Annotated in this window: 17 protein-coding genes; all 17 read left to right on the top strand. The window is 66.0% G+C overall.

What is annotated here, in order from left to right; translation table 11 throughout:
• Positions 1-89 precede the first annotated feature (89 nt).
• The 17 genes from pcaH to rplC all read left to right on the top strand — a co-directional run bounded on the left by pcaH (position 90) and on the right by rplC (position 18,728).
• On the top strand, positions 90-914 hold the full coding sequence (gene pcaH, locus QNO00_RS05705) for a protocatechuate 3,4-dioxygenase subunit beta (RefSeq protein ID WP_229964874.1): 825 nt from the start codon (positions 90-92) through the stop codon (positions 912-914).
• A complete protein-coding gene (gene pcaG, locus QNO00_RS05700) occupies positions 914-1,480 on the top strand; it encodes a protocatechuate 3,4-dioxygenase subunit alpha (protein WP_229964875.1) in 567 nt (188 codons plus the stop codon). Before pcaH ends, pcaG begins: the two co-directional genes overlap by 1 nt.
• Before the next feature lie 3 nt (positions 1,481-1,483).
• Positions 1,484-2,917: a lyase family protein gene (locus QNO00_RS05695; RefSeq protein WP_284023893.1), complete on the top strand. Its 1,434-nt coding sequence runs from the start codon at positions 1,484-1,486 to the stop codon at positions 2,915-2,917.
• Positions 2,914-3,726 (top strand): alpha/beta fold hydrolase, encoded by an 813-nt coding sequence (locus tag QNO00_RS05690; RefSeq protein ID WP_229964877.1) that lies wholly within the window; start codon positions 2,914-2,916, stop codon positions 3,724-3,726. Before QNO00_RS05695 ends, QNO00_RS05690 begins: the two co-directional genes overlap by 4 nt.
• Positions 3,727-3,732: 6 nt before the next feature.
• The gene (pcaC, locus tag QNO00_RS05685) at positions 3,733-4,155 is read left to right on the top strand and encodes a 4-carboxymuconolactone decarboxylase (protein ID WP_284015517.1); all 423 of its coding nucleotides are present in this window, start codon (positions 3,733-3,735) and stop codon (positions 4,153-4,155) included.
• A complete protein-coding gene (locus QNO00_RS05680; protein WP_284023892.1) occupies positions 4,152-5,354 on the top strand; it encodes a thiolase family protein in 1,203 nt (400 codons plus the stop codon). Before pcaC ends, QNO00_RS05680 begins: the two co-directional genes overlap by 4 nt.
• Positions 5,355-5,366: 12 nt before the next feature.
• A complete protein-coding gene (locus tag QNO00_RS05675; RefSeq protein WP_284023891.1) occupies positions 5,367-6,050 on the top strand; it encodes a 3-oxoacid CoA-transferase subunit A in 684 nt (227 codons plus the stop codon).
• Positions 6,047-6,736 (top strand): 3-oxoacid CoA-transferase subunit B, encoded by a 690-nt coding sequence (locus QNO00_RS05670; protein ID WP_284023890.1) that lies wholly within the window; start codon positions 6,047-6,049, stop codon positions 6,734-6,736. The genes QNO00_RS05675 and QNO00_RS05670 overlap by 4 nt, the downstream gene beginning before the upstream one ends.
• 32 nt (positions 6,737-6,768) lie before the next feature.
• On the top strand, positions 6,769-7,566 hold the full coding sequence (locus QNO00_RS05665; protein WP_284023889.1) for an IclR family transcriptional regulator domain-containing protein: 798 nt from the start codon (positions 6,769-6,771) through the stop codon (positions 7,564-7,566).
• Between the two features lie 351 nt (positions 7,567-7,917).
• A complete protein-coding gene (gene rpsL / locus QNO00_RS05660) occupies positions 7,918-8,292 on the top strand; it encodes a 30S ribosomal protein S12 (protein WP_104052742.1) in 375 nt (124 codons plus the stop codon).
• Position 8,293: 1 nt separating this feature from the next.
• Positions 8,294-8,764 (top strand): 30S ribosomal protein S7, encoded by a 471-nt coding sequence (gene rpsG, locus QNO00_RS05655; RefSeq protein WP_104052741.1) that lies wholly within the window; start codon positions 8,294-8,296, stop codon positions 8,762-8,764.
• A gap of 115 nt (positions 8,765-8,879) precedes the next feature.
• Positions 8,880-10,994 (top strand): elongation factor G, encoded by a 2,115-nt coding sequence (gene fusA / locus QNO00_RS05650; protein WP_229964882.1) that lies wholly within the window; start codon positions 8,880-8,882, stop codon positions 10,992-10,994.
• A 223-nt stretch (positions 10,995-11,217) separates the two neighbouring features.
• Entirely contained in the window at positions 11,218-12,408 is a 1,191-nt protein-coding gene (tuf, locus tag QNO00_RS05645) for an elongation factor Tu (RefSeq protein WP_229964883.1), read from the top strand.
• A 233-nt stretch (positions 12,409-12,641) separates the two neighbouring features.
• Positions 12,642-17,024: a hypothetical protein gene (locus QNO00_RS05640; protein ID WP_284023888.1), complete on the top strand. Its 4,383-nt coding sequence runs from the start codon at positions 12,642-12,644 to the stop codon at positions 17,022-17,024.
• A 30-nt stretch (positions 17,025-17,054) separates the two neighbouring features.
• Complete coding sequence (locus QNO00_RS05635; RefSeq protein ID WP_269439121.1) at positions 17,055-17,186, top strand: hypothetical protein; 132 nt, start codon at positions 17,055-17,057, stop codon at positions 17,184-17,186.
• 559 nt (positions 17,187-17,745) lie between these two features.
• Positions 17,746-18,054, top strand: a complete 309-nt coding sequence (gene rpsJ / locus QNO00_RS05630) for a 30S ribosomal protein S10 (RefSeq protein WP_003803825.1) — start codon at positions 17,746-17,748, stop codon at positions 18,052-18,054.
• A gap of 17 nt (positions 18,055-18,071) precedes the next feature.
• Positions 18,072-18,728 carry a 50S ribosomal protein L3 gene (gene rplC / locus QNO00_RS05625; protein ID WP_229964885.1) on the top strand — a complete coding sequence of 219 codons (657 nt, stop codon included), beginning with the start codon at positions 18,072-18,074 and terminating at the stop codon, positions 18,726-18,728.
• The last annotated feature ends 4 nt before the right edge of the window (positions 18,729-18,732 follow it).

Below are 18,732 nucleotides of genomic sequence, written 5' to 3'. Positions count from 1 at the left end.
TACACAAAGTGAACAATCCCGTAGGGTAGTGACGACCTCGGAGTGCCCGGCGGTCCGGGCAGGAAAAGGTTCCGTTGAAAGGAAAAACCATGGAGATCGAAGAAGATCAGTTTCAGGACAGCCATGTCATCACAGGGCCGGATTCCGCTCAGGCGTCGCAGGATGAAATCACTGCGGAGATCCGGGAGATCCACGGCGCCTACGGCAAGGGCGTAGCCGACGGCCGGCCGGAGGAAACCCAGCCCCGGCGGGATTTCACGCCGTACCGCAGCTCCATCCTGCGCCATCCCACCAAGGACCTGCACCACGCTGACCCCGAAACCATCGAGCTGTGGTCACCGGCGTTCGGCCATCAGGACGTCCACGCGCTGGAGAGCGACCTGACCATCCAGCACAACGGCGACCCCCTGGGCGAGCGCATCATCGTTCGCGGCCGTGTCCTTGACGGCAGCGGCCGGCCGGTGCGCAACCAGCTCGTGGAAGTCTGGCAGGCGAACTCCGCCGGCCGCTACATCCATAAGCGCGACCAGCACCCGGCCCCGATCGATCCCAACTTCACCGGCGTCGGCCGCTGCCTGACCGACGACGACGGCGGCTACCAGTTCACGACGATCAAGCCCGGCCCATACCCGTGGAAGAACCACTACAACGCCTGGCGTCCGGCGCACATCCACTTCTCGCTGTTCGGCACCGACTTCACCCAGCGGCTGGTGACCCAGATGTACTTCCCCGGCGATCCGCTCTTCACGCTGGATCCGATCTATCAGTCGATCACCGATTCCAAGGCCCGTGACGCACTCGTCGCCACCTACGACCACAACGTGACGGCGCACGAATGGGCCACCGGCTACAACTGGGACATCGTGCTCAGCGGCAGCAACCGCACCTGGATGGAAGAAGAGGACGCAGAGTAATGAGCGAGCAGAAGCTTCAGCCCACCCCGGCGCAGACCGTCGGCCCCTTTTACGGTTACGCGCTGCCCTTCGAGAGGGACAGCCAGCTGCTCGCTCCGGGCCTTCCCGGTTCGATCCGGCTGCACGGCACCGTCCGCGACGGAGCCGGCGAAACCGTTCCCGACGCGCTGCTCGAAATCTGGCAGGCAGATGCCGCCGGCAACATCTCGCAGGAACCCGGATCGCTCGTGCGCGACGGCTACACCTTCACCGGCTGGGGCCGGGCTGCCGTTGACGGGGCGGGCCACTACACGTTCACCACCGTCAACCCCGGGGCGACGGAGGACGGGGCGGCGCCGTTCATCTCGCTGCTCATTTTCGGCCGCGGGCTGATGAACAAGCTCCACACCCGGATCTACCTGCCGGAGAACGAAGAGGCGCTGGCCCGCGACCGGCTGCTGTCCTCGCTGCCGCCCGAGCGGCGCTCCACCCTGATCGCCGCCCGCGAAGCCGACGGCGGGCTGCGGTTCGACATCACGCTGCAGGGCGACGGCGAAACCGTCTTCCTCGCCTACCCCGAGGCATAGCGCATGAACGGCACGCACGGCGACGATAGAGGCCACGGCGACAGCGCAGACTACGGACTGCTGTCCCCGGCGTGGGCCGGCACCCGGGGTGCCGCGCTGACCGGCGACCGCCAGCTGCTGCAGGCGATGCTCGACGTCGAACTGGCCTGGCTGCACGTCCTGGCCGACGCGGGGATCGTGCCGGCGTCGGTGCCCGGCGCCGTCGCTCCGGCCTGCCGTGCGGACCTGTACGACCCGGCAGCCCTTGCCGCACGGTCCGCCGGGGGCGGCAATCCGGTGATTCCGCTCCTGGCCGACCTGCGCGCCCGGGTCCGGAAGGAAGACCCCGCGGCGGCTGCCGCCGTGCACCTGGCCGCCACCAGCCAGGACATCCTGGACACCGCCCTGATGGTGATGGCGGCACGCTCGCTGCAGGTCATCCGCGAGGACGCCGGCCGGACCATGTCGGCGCTGGCGGCCCGCGCCGTGGAACACCGCGGCACGCTCTGCGTGGCCCGGACCCTGACCCAGCATTCGCTGCCGTCAACCTTTGGCCTGCGCGCTGCGCAGTGGCTGCACGGTTTCGGCTCCGCCGCAGCCGCGCTGGACACCGCGGCGGCCGGACTGCCGCTGCAGTGGGGCGGTGCTTCCGGAACCCTGGCGGCCCTGCGCACGGCGGTGGACGGCAGCTCTTCGGCGGCGGCGCCGCTGGAGCTCAGCGACGCCCTGGCCGCCCGTCTGGGCCTGGCCGCTCCCGTGGCACCCTGGCAGGGCAACCGGCTGCCGGTCACCGGACTCGGCGCAGCACTGCAGGACCTGCTCTCCGCAGCCGGAAAGATCGCCAACGACGTGCTGCTGATGAGCCGGCCCGAAATCGGCGAGGTCTCCGAACCCCGTGCGGCCGGCCGGGGCGGTTCCTCGGCCATGCCGCAGAAACAGAACCCGGTGTTGTCGGTGCTCGTCCGCAGCGCAGCCCTCGCCGGACCCGGATACGGAGTCCAGCTGCAGGCCGCCGCCGGCACCGCCGACGACGAACGCCCCAGCGGCTCCTGGCACGTTGAATGGCAGGCGCTGCGCTCCCTGCTGCGCCTGGCCGCCGGGGCCGCGGAGAAACTGGCCGAACTGGCCGAGGGTTTGGACGTCCATCCCGAAGCGCTGCAGCGGAACCTCTCCGCCGCCGGACCGCTGGTGGTCAGCGAACGCCTGATGGCCACGATCGCACCGCTGCTTGAGGAGACCGGCCGCCCCGGCAGCGGCAAGGCCCGCCTGCAGGAGCTGGTCTCGGCCTCACTGGCCGGCGGTGAATCCCTGGCCGGGCTGCTGCGCGGCGCTGTTCCGGTGCAGGTGCTCTCCGACGCGGAGCTGTCGGCGCAGCTGGAACCGGCCAACTACCTCGGCGAATCCGATGCCCTGATCGACCGCATTGTCAGTGCCTACCCGGGAAGGAGCTCGTTGTGAGCATCCCCGTCATCAAAGCCAGCCGGCTCAGCTACGCCGGACCCGCAGCGCCCGTCCTGGTGGCCGGGCCGTCCCTGGGCACCTCCGGAACGGCCCTGTGGTCAGCAACGGCAGCGGCCCTCCCGGAATTCACCGTCATCGCCTGGGACCTGCCCGGGCACGGGACCAGTCCGGCAGCCACGGACGGATTCACCGTGGCGGAACTGGCCGACGCCGTCGCCGCCCTGGTGCAGGAAGCGCGCAACGCCGGTGACATCGGCCCGGGGCAGGGCGTCTGCTACGCCGGGGTGTCCCTGGGCGGGGTTGTCGGACTGCAGCTGGGCCTGGACCACGGCAAGGACTTCGAGGGGCTGGCCATCCTGTGCTCCGGGGCAAAGATCGGCGAACCCGAGGGCTGGCTGGACCGGGCTGCGACGGTGCGGAACCAGGGCACCCCCGCCGTGCTGACCGGCTCGGCCCAGCGCTGGTTCGCCCCCGGCTTCATCGAGCGCGAAAAGGAGGCAGCGACCGCGCTGCTGCACTCGCTGCAGGACGCAGACCGCTTCTCCTACGCGTACTGCTGCGAAGCCCTGGCCGGCTTCGACGTCCGCGAGCAGCTCGGCGACATCACCCTGCCGGTGCTTGCCGCGGCCGGCGCCGCCGACGAGGTGACGCCGCCGTCGTTTGCCGAGTTCATCGCCAACGGCACCCCCAACGGAACCAGCGCCGTCGTCGACGGCGCCGCACATCTGCTGCCGGCCGAGAAGCCGGCGGAAACCGCTGAACTCCTGCGCCGCTTCTTCGGCGCCGCGCACCAGGAAGGACTGTAGGACACCGTGATCGAGAATGCAGGCAAAACCCAGCAGGACGTGTACGACGAAGGCATGGCGGTGCGCCGCGAAGTGCTCGGGGCGGCTCACGTCGACCGGGCGAACGCCGCCAAGGACGATTTCACCTCGGACTTCCAGGACCTGATCACCAAGTACGCCTGGGGGAGCATCTGGACCCGCCCCGGCCTGCCGCGGACCATGCGCAGCGCGATCACGCTCACGGCGCTGATTGCGCACGGGCACATGGAGGAATTCGCCATGCACGTCCGGTCAGCGCTCACCAACGGGCTGAGCCGGGACGAGATCAAGGAAATCATCCTGCAGTCAGCCATCTACTGCGGCGTGCCGTCGGCCAACTCGGCGTTCAAGGTGGCCCAGGGCGTTTTCGCCGGGATTGACGCCGAAACCATGTCAGAGGAGACACGATGAACCAGGCCTATATTTACGACGCCGTCCGCACCCCGTTCGGCAAGTTCGGCGGCGCCCTGGCCGGCGTGCGGCCCGACGACCTCGGGGCTCAGGTCATCCGCGCCGCGGTCTCCCGCGCCCCGGGCCTGGATCCGGACCGGATCGACGAGGTGGTCTTCGGCAACGCCAACGGCGCCGGTGAGGAAAACCGCAACGTCGCCCGGATGTCCTCCCTGCTGGCGGGCCTGCCCACGTCGGTGCCGGGCACCACGGTGAACCGGCTGTGCGGATCCTCGCTGGACGCCGCGCTGATTGCCTCCCGGCAGATCAACACCGGCGAAGCGGACCTCATGCTGATCGGCGGCACCGAGTCCATGAGCCGCGCGCCCTGGGTGCTGCCCAAGAATGAGAAGCCCTATCCCGCGGGCAACCAGACGCTCGCCTCCACCACTCTCGGGTGGCGCCTGGTGAACCCCGCCATGCCGGCCGAGTGGACGGTCTCCCTGGGAGAAGCCACCGAACAGCTGCGGGAGAAATACGGCATCAGCCGTGAACGGCAGGACGAGTTCGCGGCGCACTCGCACGTCCTCGCCGCCAAGGCCTGGGATGAAGGCCGCTACGACAACCTGACCGTCGCCGTCGACGGCGTGGACCTGGCCCGGGACGAATCCATCCGTGCCGGATCGACAGCGGAGAAACTGGCCACGCTCAAGACCGTGTTCCGTCCCGTCTCCGACGACGCGTCCGGCGGCACCGTCACCGCCGGCAACGCCTCCCCCCTGAACGACGGCGCCTCCGCGGCCTGGCTGGGCAGCGACGCTGCCGCTGACCTGCTGGGCCTGGCCCCGCTGGCCCGCATTGCAGGACGAGGCGCCGCCGCGAACGAGCCGCAGTTCTTCGGGTACGCCCCGGTGGAGGCGGCCAACCTGGCACTGAAGCGCGCCGGCATCGGCTGGGGCGATGTGGCCGCCGTCGAACTCAACGAAGCCTTCGCCGCACAGTCCCTGGCCTGCCTGGACGCCTGGGACATCGATCCGGCCATTGTTAATGCCTGGGGCGGCGCCGTCGCCATCGGTCATCCGCTCGGAGCCTCCGGCGCCCGGATCCTGGGCACGCTGGCACGCCGGCTGGAAGCCTCCGGCGAGCGCTGGGGCGTGGCCGCCATCTGCATCGGCGTGGGCCAGGGCCTGGCCGTCGTCCTGGAAAACACGAAGAACTAGCGGAGGAGAACCGTGCTCAACATTGTGCAGGACGTCGACCAGGCCGTAGCGCCGATCCACGACGGAGCCACCGTCATGATCGGCGGGTTTGGCCAGGCCGGGCAGCCCGTCGAGCTGATTGAAGCACTGCTGCGCCAGGGGGCAAAGGACCTGACGGTGGTGAACAACAACGCCGGAAACGGGGAGCACGGCCTGGCCGCGCTGATCGGCGCCGGCCGGGTGAAGAAAATCATCTGCTCTTTCCCGCGCCAGGCCGACTCCCAGATTTTCGACGCCAAGTTCCGCGCCGGGGAGATCGAGCTCGAGCTGGTGCCGCAGGGCAACCTCGCGGAACGCATCCGCGCCGCAGGCGCCGGCATCGGCGGGTTCTTCACTCCCACCGCCTTCGGCACCCCGCTGGCCGAGGGCAAGGAAACCCGGATGATCGACGGCCGGGGCTACGTTTTCGAGTCTCCGCTGCAGGCGGACTTCGCGCTGGTCAAGGCACTGCGGGGCGACGCCGCCGGGAACCTGGTCTACCGCAAGACCGCCCGCAATTTCGGCCCCATCATGGCGGCCGCCGCGAACAACGCCATTGTCCAGGTCCGCGACCTGGTGCACATCGGAGCATTGGACCCCGAGGCGGTCGTGACCCCCGGAATCTACGTCAACACGCTGGTCCGCGTGGAACAGGAACAGGAGCCGGCAGCAGCATGAGCAACCGCATCGAAGACACACAGGCCGTGACCGACCACAGCGCCCGCCTGGACAAGAACCAGCTCGCCGAACTGGTTGCCCGGGACATCGCGCCGGGTTCGTTCGTGAACCTGGGCATCGGCCAGCCCACCCTGGTGTCGAACTACCTCCTGCCGGAGCAGAACGTTACCCTGCACACCGAAAACGGGATGCTGGGCATGGGTCCGGAGGCCCGCGGGGACGAGGTTGACGGTGACCTCATCAATGCCGGCAAGATTCCCGTCACCGAGCTGCCCGGAGCTGCCTACTTCCATCACGCCGATTCCTTCGCCATCATGCGCGGCGGACACCTCGACGTGTGCGTCCTGGGAGCCTTCCAGGTCTCGGCCTCCGGGGACCTGGCCAACTGGCACACCGGTGCGCCCGACGCCATCCCCGCCGTCGGCGGAGCCATGGACCTGGCCACCGGCGCCAAGGACGTGTACGTCATGATGTCCCTGTTCACGCGGGAGGGCGTCAGCAAGCTGGTTTCGGAATGCACCTATCCGCTGACCGGCGTCGGTTGCGTAACCCGCGTCTACACTGGTGAGGCGGTCTTCCTGCTTGAGGACGACGGCGTGCATGTGCGGGAAACCCACGGCGTCAGCTTCGAGGAGCTTGCGGCCGGCATGGACATTCCGCTGATCCGTGATCCGGGCGTCGAATAGGCGTTCCCGGCACTCGTTCCTTTAAGGGAGATATGACCGAGACTCCGGCCCCCACCGGCCAGTATGTGCAGTCGCTGGCCCGCGGGCTCAGCGTCATCCGGGCCTTCGACGCCGAACACGTCCGGATGACCCTGAGCGAGGTCTCACGCCGCACCGGACTGACCCGCGCCACGGCCCGCCGGTTTCTGCTGACGCTCGAGGAACTCGGCTACGTGCGCACCGATGGACGGAACTTCGAGCTCACCGCCCTGGTGCTGGCGCTGGGTTACTCCTACCTCTCAGGCCAGACCCTGCCGCAGCTGGCCCAGCCGCTGCTGGAGGATCTCTCCCGCAAGGTCTCCGAGTCGACCTCGGCGTCCATCCTGGACGGTGAGGAGATCGTCTATGTGGCCCGCATCCACACCCGCCGCCTGATGCGGGTGGGCATCGCCGTCGGCACCCGGTTCCCGGCCTATGCCACGTCCATGGGCCGTGTCCTGCTGGCGGGTCTTTCGGAACCGGCACTCGAGAAGTACCTGGCCGAGGTGCGGCTGGAACCGTTCACGGACCGTACTGTCACGGACCCCGGAGCCCTTCGGGACGAGGTGCGCCGGGTTCGGGAAGCCGGGTGGGCAGTGGTTGACCAGGAACTGGAATCCGGGCTGCGGTCCGTTGCCGTTCCGGTCCGCGGAGCCGGGGGAGAGGTGGTGGCCGCAATCAACACCTCCATGCAGGCAACCCTGGGCGCCGGGGAAGGTACGCTGGAAGAAGCTGTTGCGTCAGTGCTGCCGGCCCTCCAAGAGGCCTCGGAGAAGATTACCGCCGCACTTGCCGCCCGCGGCTGGGCCTGAAGCCCGCCGGCCCTCCCGGGGCCGAGAGTGACTTAGGGCGCACCTGCGGGACGCAGGGCTTAAGTCTGCTAGACTGATAATCAATTGTTTGTGTGGCAGTGGATGAAGGACGCTCACGGAATCCCCTCGGGATCCCGGTGCGGCGGGCCTGTTTCCGGGTTGCAGGGTTCCTGTGCAACGAATGCCACACTTTTGCACGCCTACGGTCGCTTCCGCGAGAGTATCGGAACTTCTCGGGGGCATTGCGGCAACGACGACTTAAAGCGCATCGCCTCGGCTGTTCCGACAGCTGACAGCGGGGCGGAGCAACCAAGAGAATTACACTCTCGAGAAAAAACGGAGAACACGAAAGTGCCTACGATTCAGCAGCTGGTCCGCAAGGGCCGGTCACCCAAGGTCTCCAAGACCAAGGCTCCCGCCCTTCAGGGAAGCCCCATGCGCCGTGGTGTTTGCACCCGCGTTTACACCACCACCCCGAAGAAGCCGAACTCTGCGCTCCGTAAGGTTGCCCGCGTGCGCCTCAACGGCGGCATTGAAGTAACCGCTTACATTCCCGGTGTAGGTCACAACCTGCAGGAACACTCCATCGTCCTCGTTCGCGGCGGTCGAGTGAAGGACCTGCCCGGTGTTCGTTACAAGATTGTTCGCGGCGCACTGGACACCCAGGGTGTCAAGAACCGCAAGCAGGCTCGCAGCCGTTACGGCGCGAAGATGGAGAAGAAGTAATATGCCCCGCAAGGGTCCGGCCCCCAAGCGGCCGCTAGTACTGGATCCCGTTTACGGCTCCCCTCTGGTCACTCAGCTGATCAACAAGGTTCTCGTTGACGGCAAGAAGTCCACCGCAGAGCGCATCGTTTACGGTGCACTTGCAGGCGCTCAGGAGAAGACCGGGGGAGACCCCGTTGCAGCCCTGAAGAAGGCCATGGACAACATCAAGCCGAGCCTTGAGGTCAAGTCCCGCCGCGTCGGCGGTGCCACCTACCAGGTTCCCGTCGAGGTCAAGCCGGGCCGTGCAACTGCACTGGCACTGCGCTGGCTGGTTGGCTACTCCAAGGCCCGCCGCGAGAAGACCATGACCGAGCGTCTGCGCAACGAGATCCTGGATGCGTCCAACGGTCTCGGTGCTGCAGTGAAGCGCCGCGAAGACACCCACAAGATGGCTGAATCCAACAAGGCCTTCGCTCACTACCGCTGGTAAAAAGCCTGGCCGACGGCGGCCACTCCTGAAGGCCCTGTATCCCGCTGCGGCGGGGTGCAGGGCCCAAAGCAGATAAACGCAGTCGAACCGGCAAACACCAAATAAGGGAGAAACCGTGGCACTTGACGTGCTTACCGACCTGAACAAGGTCCGCAACATCGGCATCATGGCCCACATTGATGCCGGCAAGACCACCACCACCGAACGCATCCTGTTCTACACCGGTGTCAACCACAAGATCGGCGAGACGCACGACGGCGCCTCCACGATGGACTGGATGGCACAGGAGCAGGAGCGGGGTATCACCATTACCTCCGCAGCAACCACGTGCTACTGGGACAACAACCAGATCAACATCATCGACACCCCGGGTCACGTTGACTTCACTGTCGAAGTTGAGCGGTCCCTGCGCGTGCTCGACGGCGCCGTAGCCGTTTTCGACGGCAAGGAAGGCGTGGAGCCGCAGTCCGAGACTGTCTGGCGCCAGGCCGACAAGTACAACGTCCCGCGCATCTGCTTCGTCAACAAGATGGACAAGCTCGGCGCTGACTTCTACTTCACCGTTGACACCATCATCAACCGCCTTGGTGCCAAGCCGCTGGTTATCCAGCTGCCCATCGGTGCCGAGAACGAGTTTGAGGGCGTTGTCGACCTCGTCGAAATGCGTGCCCTGACCTGGCGCGGCGACTCCAAGGGCGATGTGCTCATGGGCGCCAAGTACGAGATCGAGCCCATCCCGGCCGATCTTCAGGAAAAGGCAGAAGAATACCGCGCTGCGCTGATCGAGGCTGTGGCCGAGGCCAGCGACGAGCTGATGGACAAGTACCTCGAAGGTGAAGAATTCACCCTCGAGGAAATCAAGGCCGGCATCCGCCACCTGACCATCAACTCGCTGGTCTACCCGGTGCTTTGCGGCTCGGCGTTCAAGAACCGCGGCGTACAGCCGATGCTTGACGCCGTCGTCGCCTACCTGCCGAACCCGCTTGACGTGCCGAACATCAAGGGCCACGACATCCGCGACGAAGAGATCATTCTCGAACGCGCCGCTGATGCCAACGCTCCGTTCTCGGCCCTGGCGTTCAAGGTTGTGACGCACCCGTTCTTCGGGCGTCTGACCTACATCCGCGTGTACTCCGGTCACGCTGCTTCCGGTGCTCAGGTCATGAATGCGACCAAGCAGAAGAAGGAGCGCATCGGTAAGCTCTTCCAGATGCACGCCAACAAGGAAAACCCTGTTGACGAGATCACGACGGGCCACATCTACGCCGCCATCGGCCTGAAGGACACCACCACGGGCGACACCCTGTGCGACCTTCAGAACCCGATCGTGCTGGAATCCATGAGCTTCCCGGAGCCCGTGATTTCCGTGGCCATCGAGCCGAAGACGAAGGGTGACCAGGAGAAGCTTTCCACGGCCATCCAGAAGCTCTCCGAAGAGGACCCGACCTTCCAGGTTTCCCTCGACGAAGACACCAACCAGACGATCATCGCCGGTATGGGCGAGCTGCACCTGGACATCCTGGTTGACCGCATGCGCCGCGAATTCCGCGTCGAAGCAAACGTGGGCAAGCCCCAGGTTGCTTACCGCGAAACCATCAAGCGCGCTGTGGCCAAGCATGACTACACGCACAAGAAGCAGACCGGTGGTTCGGGCCAGTTCGCAAAGGTCCAGATCGCTCTCGAGCCGCTGGATACGTCGGAAGGCGTATTCTACGAGTTCGCCAACAAGGTCACCGGTGGCCGTATTCCGCGCGAATACATCCCCTCCGTTGACCAGGGTATCCAGAGCGCCCTCACCGAGGGTGTGCTCGCCGGTTACCCCGTGGTCGGCATCAAGGCAAGCCTGCTTGACGGCGCCTACCACGATGTTGACTCCTCGGAAATGGCGTTCAAGATCGCCGGACGACAGGCTTTCAAGGAAGCCGCCCGCCTGGCGAACCCTGTCCTGCTCGAACCGCTGATGGATGTTGAAGTCCGCACCCCTGAGGAATACATGGGTGAAGTTATCGGTGACATCAACTCCCGCCGCGGCCAGATGCAGTCCATGGAAGACGCCGCAGGCGTCAAGGTCATCCGCGCCCACGTGCCGCTGTCCGGCATGTTCGGGTACATCGGCGACCTGCGTTCAAAGACGCAGGGCCGCGCCGTGTACTCCATGTCGTTCAACAGCTACGCAGAGGTCCCGAAGGCAGTAGCCGACGAGATCATCCAGAAGGTGCGCGGCGAATAAAAACCCTGGCTGGTGTTCCGGGAAATCCCGGAACACCAGCCGTGTGCAGCGGGCCAAGGCTCCGGCCGGAAGCCCGCTGCATAGCCAGACTGAGCGGCCTCGCCAGGCTGCTGCGGAAATACGGCAATTTCATCAAATAAACAGCCCCCAGTAGACTTACATCAGTTTCAGCAGCGAGAAGCGCTGTTGAAGATTGAGTCTTCAACCTTTCTAGGAGGAACCCGTGGCGAAGGCAAAGTTCGAGCGGACTAAGCCGCACGTCAACATCGGCACCATTGGTCACGTTGACCATGGTAAGACGACGTTGACCGCTGCCATTTCGAAGGTACTTGCTGACAAGTACCCTGATCTGAATGAAAAGCGCGATTTCGCTGCTATCGACTCTGCACCTGAAGAGCGCCAGCGCGGCATCACCATCAACATCTCTCACATCGAGTACCAGACCGAGAAGCGCCACTACGCACACGTAGACGCCCCCGGTCACGCTGACTACATCAAGAACATGATCACCGGTGCAGCTCAGATGGACGGCGCGATCCTCGTGGTTGCCGCTACCGACGGCCCGATGGCACAGACCCGCGAGCACGTTCTGCTCGCCCGCCAGGTTGGTGTTCCCTACCTGCTGGTCGCACTGAACAAGTCCGACATGGTCGACGATGAGGAACTTCTGGACCTCGTTGAAATGGAAGTTCGCGAACTGCTGAGCTCCCAGGAATTCGACGGCGACAACGTTCCCGTCGTGCGCGTCTCCGGCCTCAAGGCTCTCGAAGGCGACCCCAAGTGGGTTGCAGCCGTCGAAGAGCTCATGGAAGCCGTTGACGAGAGCGTTCCGGACCCGATCCGCGACAAGGACAAGCCGTTCCTGATGCCGATCGAGGACGTCTTCACGATCACCGGTCGTGGAACCGTTGTCACGGGCCGCGCCGAGCGCGGTACCCTCGCCATCAACTCCGAGGTCGAGATTGTCGGCATCCGTCCGGTCCAGAAGACCACGGTTACCGGTATCGAGATGTTCCACAAGCAGCTTGATGAAGCATGGGCCGGCGAGAACTGTGGCCTCCTGCTTCGCGGTATCAAGCGCGAAGACGTAGAGCGTGGACAGGTCATCGTGAAGCCGGGTTCCATTACCCCGCACACCGACTTCGAAGCCAACGTCTACATCCTGTCCAAGGATGAAGGCGGACGCCACAACCCGTTCTACTCGAACTACCGCCCGCAGTTCTACTTCCGCACCACGGACGTAACCGGCGTTATCACCCTGCCGGAAGGCACGGAAATGGTTATGCCCGGCGATAACACTGAGATGACCGTAGAGCTCATCCAGCCCATCGCCATGGAAGAAGGCCTCGGCTTCGCTATCCGCGAAGGCGGCCGCACCGTTGGTTCAGGCCGTGTCACCAAGATCATCAAGTAATTTCCTTACTTGCTGACTCTTCGGTGAGTTGCCGGTCCCAGCGGCCGGTCACGAACTGAAAAGAAGTCCCCGCTGCCACTGGCAGCGGGGACTTCTTGCATTTCCGGCCCGTTCGCGGCGGCCGTCTGCCCAGATCGCCGTCTGTCCACAGTGTGAGCCGGACCCCGTGAAATTCTCCTGCCGCCCCTAGGATGTGGAACAAGCTGCAGTCGGTTACCGGGGGTTCTCAAGCAATGGGCACATTCTTATTGGCGGTGGTGCTCATATTGACGGGCATCGGATTCGCCATCGGCTGGTTCTCCCGCGGTGCCGTCTCGCCGCGGAAATCTGCAGCCGCAACCGCCGACCCCGCGGCGGCGTCCGACGCCGTTCCCCGGGCATATGACGACGGGTTCCGGGCCGGCTACCGCAGTGCTGCGGCTGCGGCTGCGGCGGGTACAGGGCAGCGGGAGAATGCTCCGGCACCGTTGACCGTCCCGGCACCGGTGACCGCCCCTGCACCTGTGACCGCCCCGTCATCCTTTGCCGCCCCGCCGCAGGCGCCGGTTCCTGACGCCCCGCCGTCGACCCCGCCGCTGCCCGGACTTGCCGCGCCGGACGGCGCCTGGTTCGAGGAGAACGCCGGGCCGCCCGTCCCGGCCCCTGTCCCGCCGGCCGGGCCCGCACCGGTTCAGCCGCCGTCGGCGGAGGAACTGGCCAAGCGGGCGGCTGAGGAGGAGGCCGGCAAACGACGCCGGGACCTGCGGAACATCAACATCACGCTGTACGCCGCCTGCCTGCTGCTCGTTGCCGCGGCGTCGCTGTTCATTGGGCTGGCCATCCCGGAGGGTGCCCGGTTCGCCGGCGTTACCGTGGTGGCGGGCCTGTTCTACGCCGGCGGGCTGGTGGTCCATGCCCGGAGCCGGCGGCTGCGTCCTGCTGCCGTTGCCTTTACCGGTACCGGACTGGCCCTCATCCCGGTGGTCGGGCTGGCCCTGCACAACCTCGTACTTCGCGATGCACCCTCGGCATGGCTGGTGACGTCAGTGGTGGGCACCGCGGCCTACGCCTATGCTGCGGCCCGGCTGGACAGCCGGGTGGTGGCCTACCTCTCCATGACGTTCCTGCTCTCCACGGCGCTTGCGTCCGGGGCCTCCATGCGGTCCGGGATCATGTGGTATTTCCTGTTTACCGTCCTCCTGGCCACCGCCGTGTCGCTGGTGGCCTTGCGCCGCCCCGCATGGCTCGGAAACATCTATCTGAACGCCTTTATCCAGTCTCACCGCTTTCTGGTCCCGGCGACGGCGGGGGTAGCCCTTCTGACAGCCGTGGAACTGGGCGGCTGGCAGTTCTCCCTTCTCTTCCTGGCCTTCTCCTGCTACTACGCCGTGGTCTTTCTGCAGGCCCGCCGCAAGGAACGGCTGCTCAGCAGCTACGGCTTTCGGGCTGCGGCCACAGCCGGCCTGACGGTTCTCGCCTACAAGATGACCGACGACACCGCGGCAGCCGTTCTCGCCTCATCGCTGCTCCTGCTCGTGCAGGCCGCCGGCCTGCTGGCCCTGCGCCGCCGATATTCGGCGCTGGGCGGCAAACGGTTTTTTGTCACTGACTATGTGCTCGTGAGCGTGCTGCAGATACTGGCCGGACTCGCCGCAGGCCAGTCCGCGGCGGGGCTGCTGCCGGGAGGCAGCACCAGTGCGATCCTGTTCACCGCAACTGCCGTGATGGTGCTGCTGACGTGCATGGCCGGGGCATCGAGGATCACGGTTATCCCTGACGCCGCTCCGGCCGGTGCAGCCCTGCTGGGATTCCTGGCCCGGCTCAACGGAGAGACGGGCACGCTGTGGCCGGCGGTTGTCCTGGGTGTGCTGCTGACCGGCTATTACAGCGTCCGAGCAGGGCGCAGTTCCGGTCCGGCGAAGGAGGACCTGCTGCTGTGGGTACGGGGAACAGCGGTCGTGCTGGTTGCCGTGGGTTCGATGGCGGTCCTGGAAACCGCAGGAGCGGGTGCCCGGGAAGCCTGGACACGGTCTCTGCTCTGGACGGGTGCCGCCGTGATGCTCAACCAGCTCCTTTCCGTGTTCCTGCTGAACCGCGCAGCGCCCGCTGGCACGGCACCATCCACCCGCCGGGAAGTTCCGGTGATGGCTGCGGCGGCCGGGTTGGCGGCGCTGCTGGCGCTGTGGCTGCGGTTTACGGAGCACCCGGAGATCACGCTGACGCTGTGGGTCCTGTTCTCCGCCCTGTCGGTAAATGCGGTGACTTCCCTGGTGCTGCGCCGGTTCTTTGAGGAACGGTCCTGGCTGGAATGGATGGGCCCGGCCGGCTTCGCCGCGGCTGCCCTCGTGGGCGCCGGCGTGCTGGGCGTGCGCGGCTACGAAGTCGTGACCGGTGCCGCGCTGGCCTACAGCGGGCTCATGGCGGTGCGCCTGGCACGGGTTGGCCGCCGGGGCGGCTACTTGCTGGCCGGGCAGGTGCTGCTGACCATCCTGCTGGCCCTGGCGGCGGCGGACCTGGACTTCACGGTGCATGAAATGTTTGTTGCCGCAGCTCTCTCCGTGGCTCTGCAACAGGTGCTGCGCATCCTCCTGCAGGACCGGTTCGCCGGAGCGGGTATGGGGCAGCTGGTAACCACGGCCCAGTGGGGAAGCACCGGCGTGCTGGTGCTCCTCCCGCTGGCCTACGAGGCGCTGGCAGCCCGTCCGCTGCCCTGGATGCAGCCTCTGCTCCTGGCCATAGCGGCCGGCAGCGCACTGTTCATCCAGATGTCGGTGGTGGGGCGAAGGGCCGCAGGCAGGCCGGTGCCGTTCCCGAACGGTTCGCTGGCGGCGGCCGCAGCACTGGTGACAGCGCTGACGGTCTGGCTGCGGCTGGCGGAAGCTCCGCAAACCACCTTGACGGTGGGGGCGTTGTTCGCGGCGCTGGCAGCCAATGTGCTGACGACGCTGGTTCTGGGACGGTTCGTCCCGGAGAAATCCTGGCTGCAGTGGATTGGTCCAACAGGTTTTGCCGCTGCCGGCGTGGTCGGCGCCGGCCTGCTCGGGATCCGCGGCTATGAGACGCTCACGGCGGCTGCGCTGGGATACTGCGGCTTCATGGTGGTCCGCGGTGCCCGGGCCGGCTGCCGCGGCGGTTATCTGCTGGCGGGGCAGGTCCTGCTGACAATCCTGACAGCCCTGGTGGCGGCGGACCTGGAGTTGACCGTCCACGGCACGTTTATTGCGGTGGCCGTCTCCGTGGCCGGGCAGCAGGTTGTGCGGACATTGCTGCAGGGCCGGTATGCCGGCGCGGGGTTGCGGCAGCTGGGCAGGGCTGCGCTCTGGGGGAGCGCGGGGGTGCTGGCGCTGCTGCCCCTGATATATGCCGCCGCCGCCGACGGCGATGCCCGGCGCTGCGTCGTCGTGATAACGCTGTCCCTGCTGCTGGGCATGGCGGCGACGGTCAGCGTGGCGGACCGGGACGCCGCAATCCTGTATTCCGCCGTTTATGCGCTGGGCATGCTGCCGGTCGTCCTGACAAGCGTGTTTGGCTTCGGCGACTCCGGAACCCCCCTCAACGGGTCCTCGGACGTACCGGCACCGCTGAGCCTGGCCGCTGCCGGTGTTCTTTTGCTGGTGTTCGCTGCGGTTGCCCTGGCCGCGGAAACCCGCAGCGCCATCGGCGCCGCCGTCCGCAATCCGCTGCTTGCCGGCGGGGCGCTGTACTGCGTGCTGGCATTGTCCCTGGCCGGGCTGGACGGGAACAGGCTGCTGACGGGGCTGGGCATCCTGTTGCCTTCCGCGGGCTTCCTGGTCGTCTCCTTTACCCGGAGGCTTCCATGGCTGACCGCCGTGACCGTGGTCCTGGTTCCCGTTGCAGCCTTCATCATCCAGTCCTGGCTCGTCCGGGACGTGCTCGCGACTGCGCCACACGACGCAGCCGCCCGGCTGTCGTCCGGATTCGCGGCCGCACTGCTTCTCTATGCGGCGGGATACGTGCTGTCCGTCCTGCCGCGGACCGCCGGCACTGTGCTCCGCCAGGGCATCCTCGGCTCGGGAGCCGCCATCATTGCCGCGGGAGCCGGCATCTCCGCCATGCCGTCCGAACATGTTTCAGCCGTGTACGGATCGGTGGTCCTCGCCGCCGCCCTGGCAGCTGCGGTGCGGGAGTTTCCGCGGGCGTGGCGGGAGACGGCCGGAGAAGCCGCAGCGCTGGTGGCCGCGCTGTCCGTTCAGCGGATCATTTGGTACGCCGTCGACGGCGCCGGTTGGTTCTGGTTCCTGCAGTACTGGGTGGTGGTCCTGGCCGCCCTTGCCGCCTACGAGTACCGGCGGGGCCGCGGACAGCGCGGCACTGCCGTCCTGGCCGCGTCGGCTGGGCTGCTTTCCTGCACGGGTGTCAGCAGCATTGTCAGCGCAGATGCCACCGAGCAGGTGTGGGCGCTGGTGGCCCATGCCGGGCTTTTGGGGTTCGGCGTCCTGACCAACAGGCGCCTGTTCACTGTGTGGGGAGCAGCGGGCGTGGCCCTGGCGGTGCTCTGGTACCTGCGCGGCTATACGTTCCTGCTCCTGGCACTGCTCGCGGCGGCACTGATCTCGCTGGCGGTTTGGCGCCTGACCCGCGTACGCGCCGACGCCGCCGGGGAGACCGGAAGCTAGGGCGCCGGCCGGCTGGTCTATTATCAACAGATGGAATTATTGATTATTCTCGCTGTGGTCGTGGCCGTTGTCGGCACCGTTGCGTGGGGCAGGCGGCATTTCCGCCGCGAGATCGACCGTGCCAAGCGCATTCGACGGTCCAACCGCGGAGACAGGCCCTAGGAGCCGGGGCGCCGCGCGGATCCCGCGGTTTTCCGTGGGTCGGGCGCTGCGCTAGACTGGATACCGTTGACTTGCCGGTGATTGCTGAACCGATCATTGCGTGATCGATGAATTGCCGGAAACTTTGAACAACGGAACATGCTGCAGGCGCCGCGGAGCATCGCGGCCAGCCAGTCGCAGGCGGCCGCCGGATTGGCGGAATCGCCGTGATTCTGGCAGACTGGAGAAGTTGTTCAAGCGCTTTTGTGCCCACATATGCTCGTTCGGCCGGTTCAACCGGCAGGCAGCACATGATGAGATGTCGTCCCGGTCAGGATAATGCCTGACGCAGGGTCGAGTCCTTCAGGGGAAAAGCCCATATATAACCCGCCCCCAATCTTGCCCTGGGTCTCGCAGATGAAGAATCCGCGACACGCCCGAGCGCGGGGGTCGGAGCCTCGGCAGGGTGAGGAACCCGGATTTATCCGGATTCAGTCTGTTGGAGGAGTGCCAGGCCGTAAAGGCAGCTAGGTACAAAAACTGTACAGAGAGCAATACTCGAAGAAAGAGGCACGACGCCATGGCGGGACAAAAAATCCGCATCCGGCTGAAGTCGTATGACCACGAGGTCATCGACGTATCAGCACGGAAGATCGTTGAGACGGTCACGCGTGCAGGCGCAACGGTAGTAGGCCCCGTGCCGCTGCCCACGGAAAAGAACGTGTACTGCGTTATCCGTTCGCCGCACAAGTACAAGGACAGCCGCGAGCACTTTGAAATGCGCACGCACAAGCGTCTGATCGACATCATTGACCCCACGCCTAAGGCCGTTGATTCGCTCATGCGTCTCGACCTGCCGGCAGACGTGAACATCGAAATCAAGCTGTAGGGGGGGAGCGGATACTTATGTCTACTTCACTTACACGCCAGGTCAAGGGCCTTCTGGGCACCAAGCTGGGCATGACCCAGGTCTGGGACGAGAACAACAAGCTCATCCCCGTCACCGTCGTTCAGGCTGACTCGAACGTCATTACACAGCTGCGCAACGCGGAAAGGGACGGCTACACGGCCGTTCAGATCGGCTACGGCCAGATCGACCCGCGCAAGGTGACCAAGCCGCTGGCCGGCCACTTTGAAAAGGCAGGCGTTACGCCTCGCCGTCACGTTGTCGAACTGCGCACCTCTGACGCCGACACCTACGAGCTGGGCCAGGAACTCTCTGTTGAGATTTTCGAAGCCGGCCAGAAGGTCGACGTCACCGGAACCTCCAAGGGCAAGGGCTTCGCCGGTGTCATGAAGCGTCACGGCTTCCACGGCGTCGGTGCCTCCCACGGTGCACACAAGAACCACCGTAAGCCCGGTTCCATTGGTGGCGCATCCACCCCGGGCCGCGTCTTCAAGGGTATGCGGATGGCTGGCCGTATGGGCGCCGTCCGCCACACCACAATGAACCTCACGGTTCACGGTGTGGATGCCGAGAAGTCGCTGCTGCTGATCAAGGGTGCCGTTCCCGGCGCCCGCGGCCAGGTCGTCCTCGTACGCACCGCCGTGAAGGGAGCTTAGTCTC

The sequence above is a fragment of the Arthrobacter sp. zg-Y1219 genome (genome assembly GCF_030125545.1).
Lineage (GTDB): Bacteria > Actinomycetota > Actinomycetes > Actinomycetales > Micrococcaceae > Arthrobacter_B.
The sequence above is the reverse complement of the archived record's forward strand: the minus strand, read 5'-3'. Positions and strand labels throughout refer to the sequence as shown.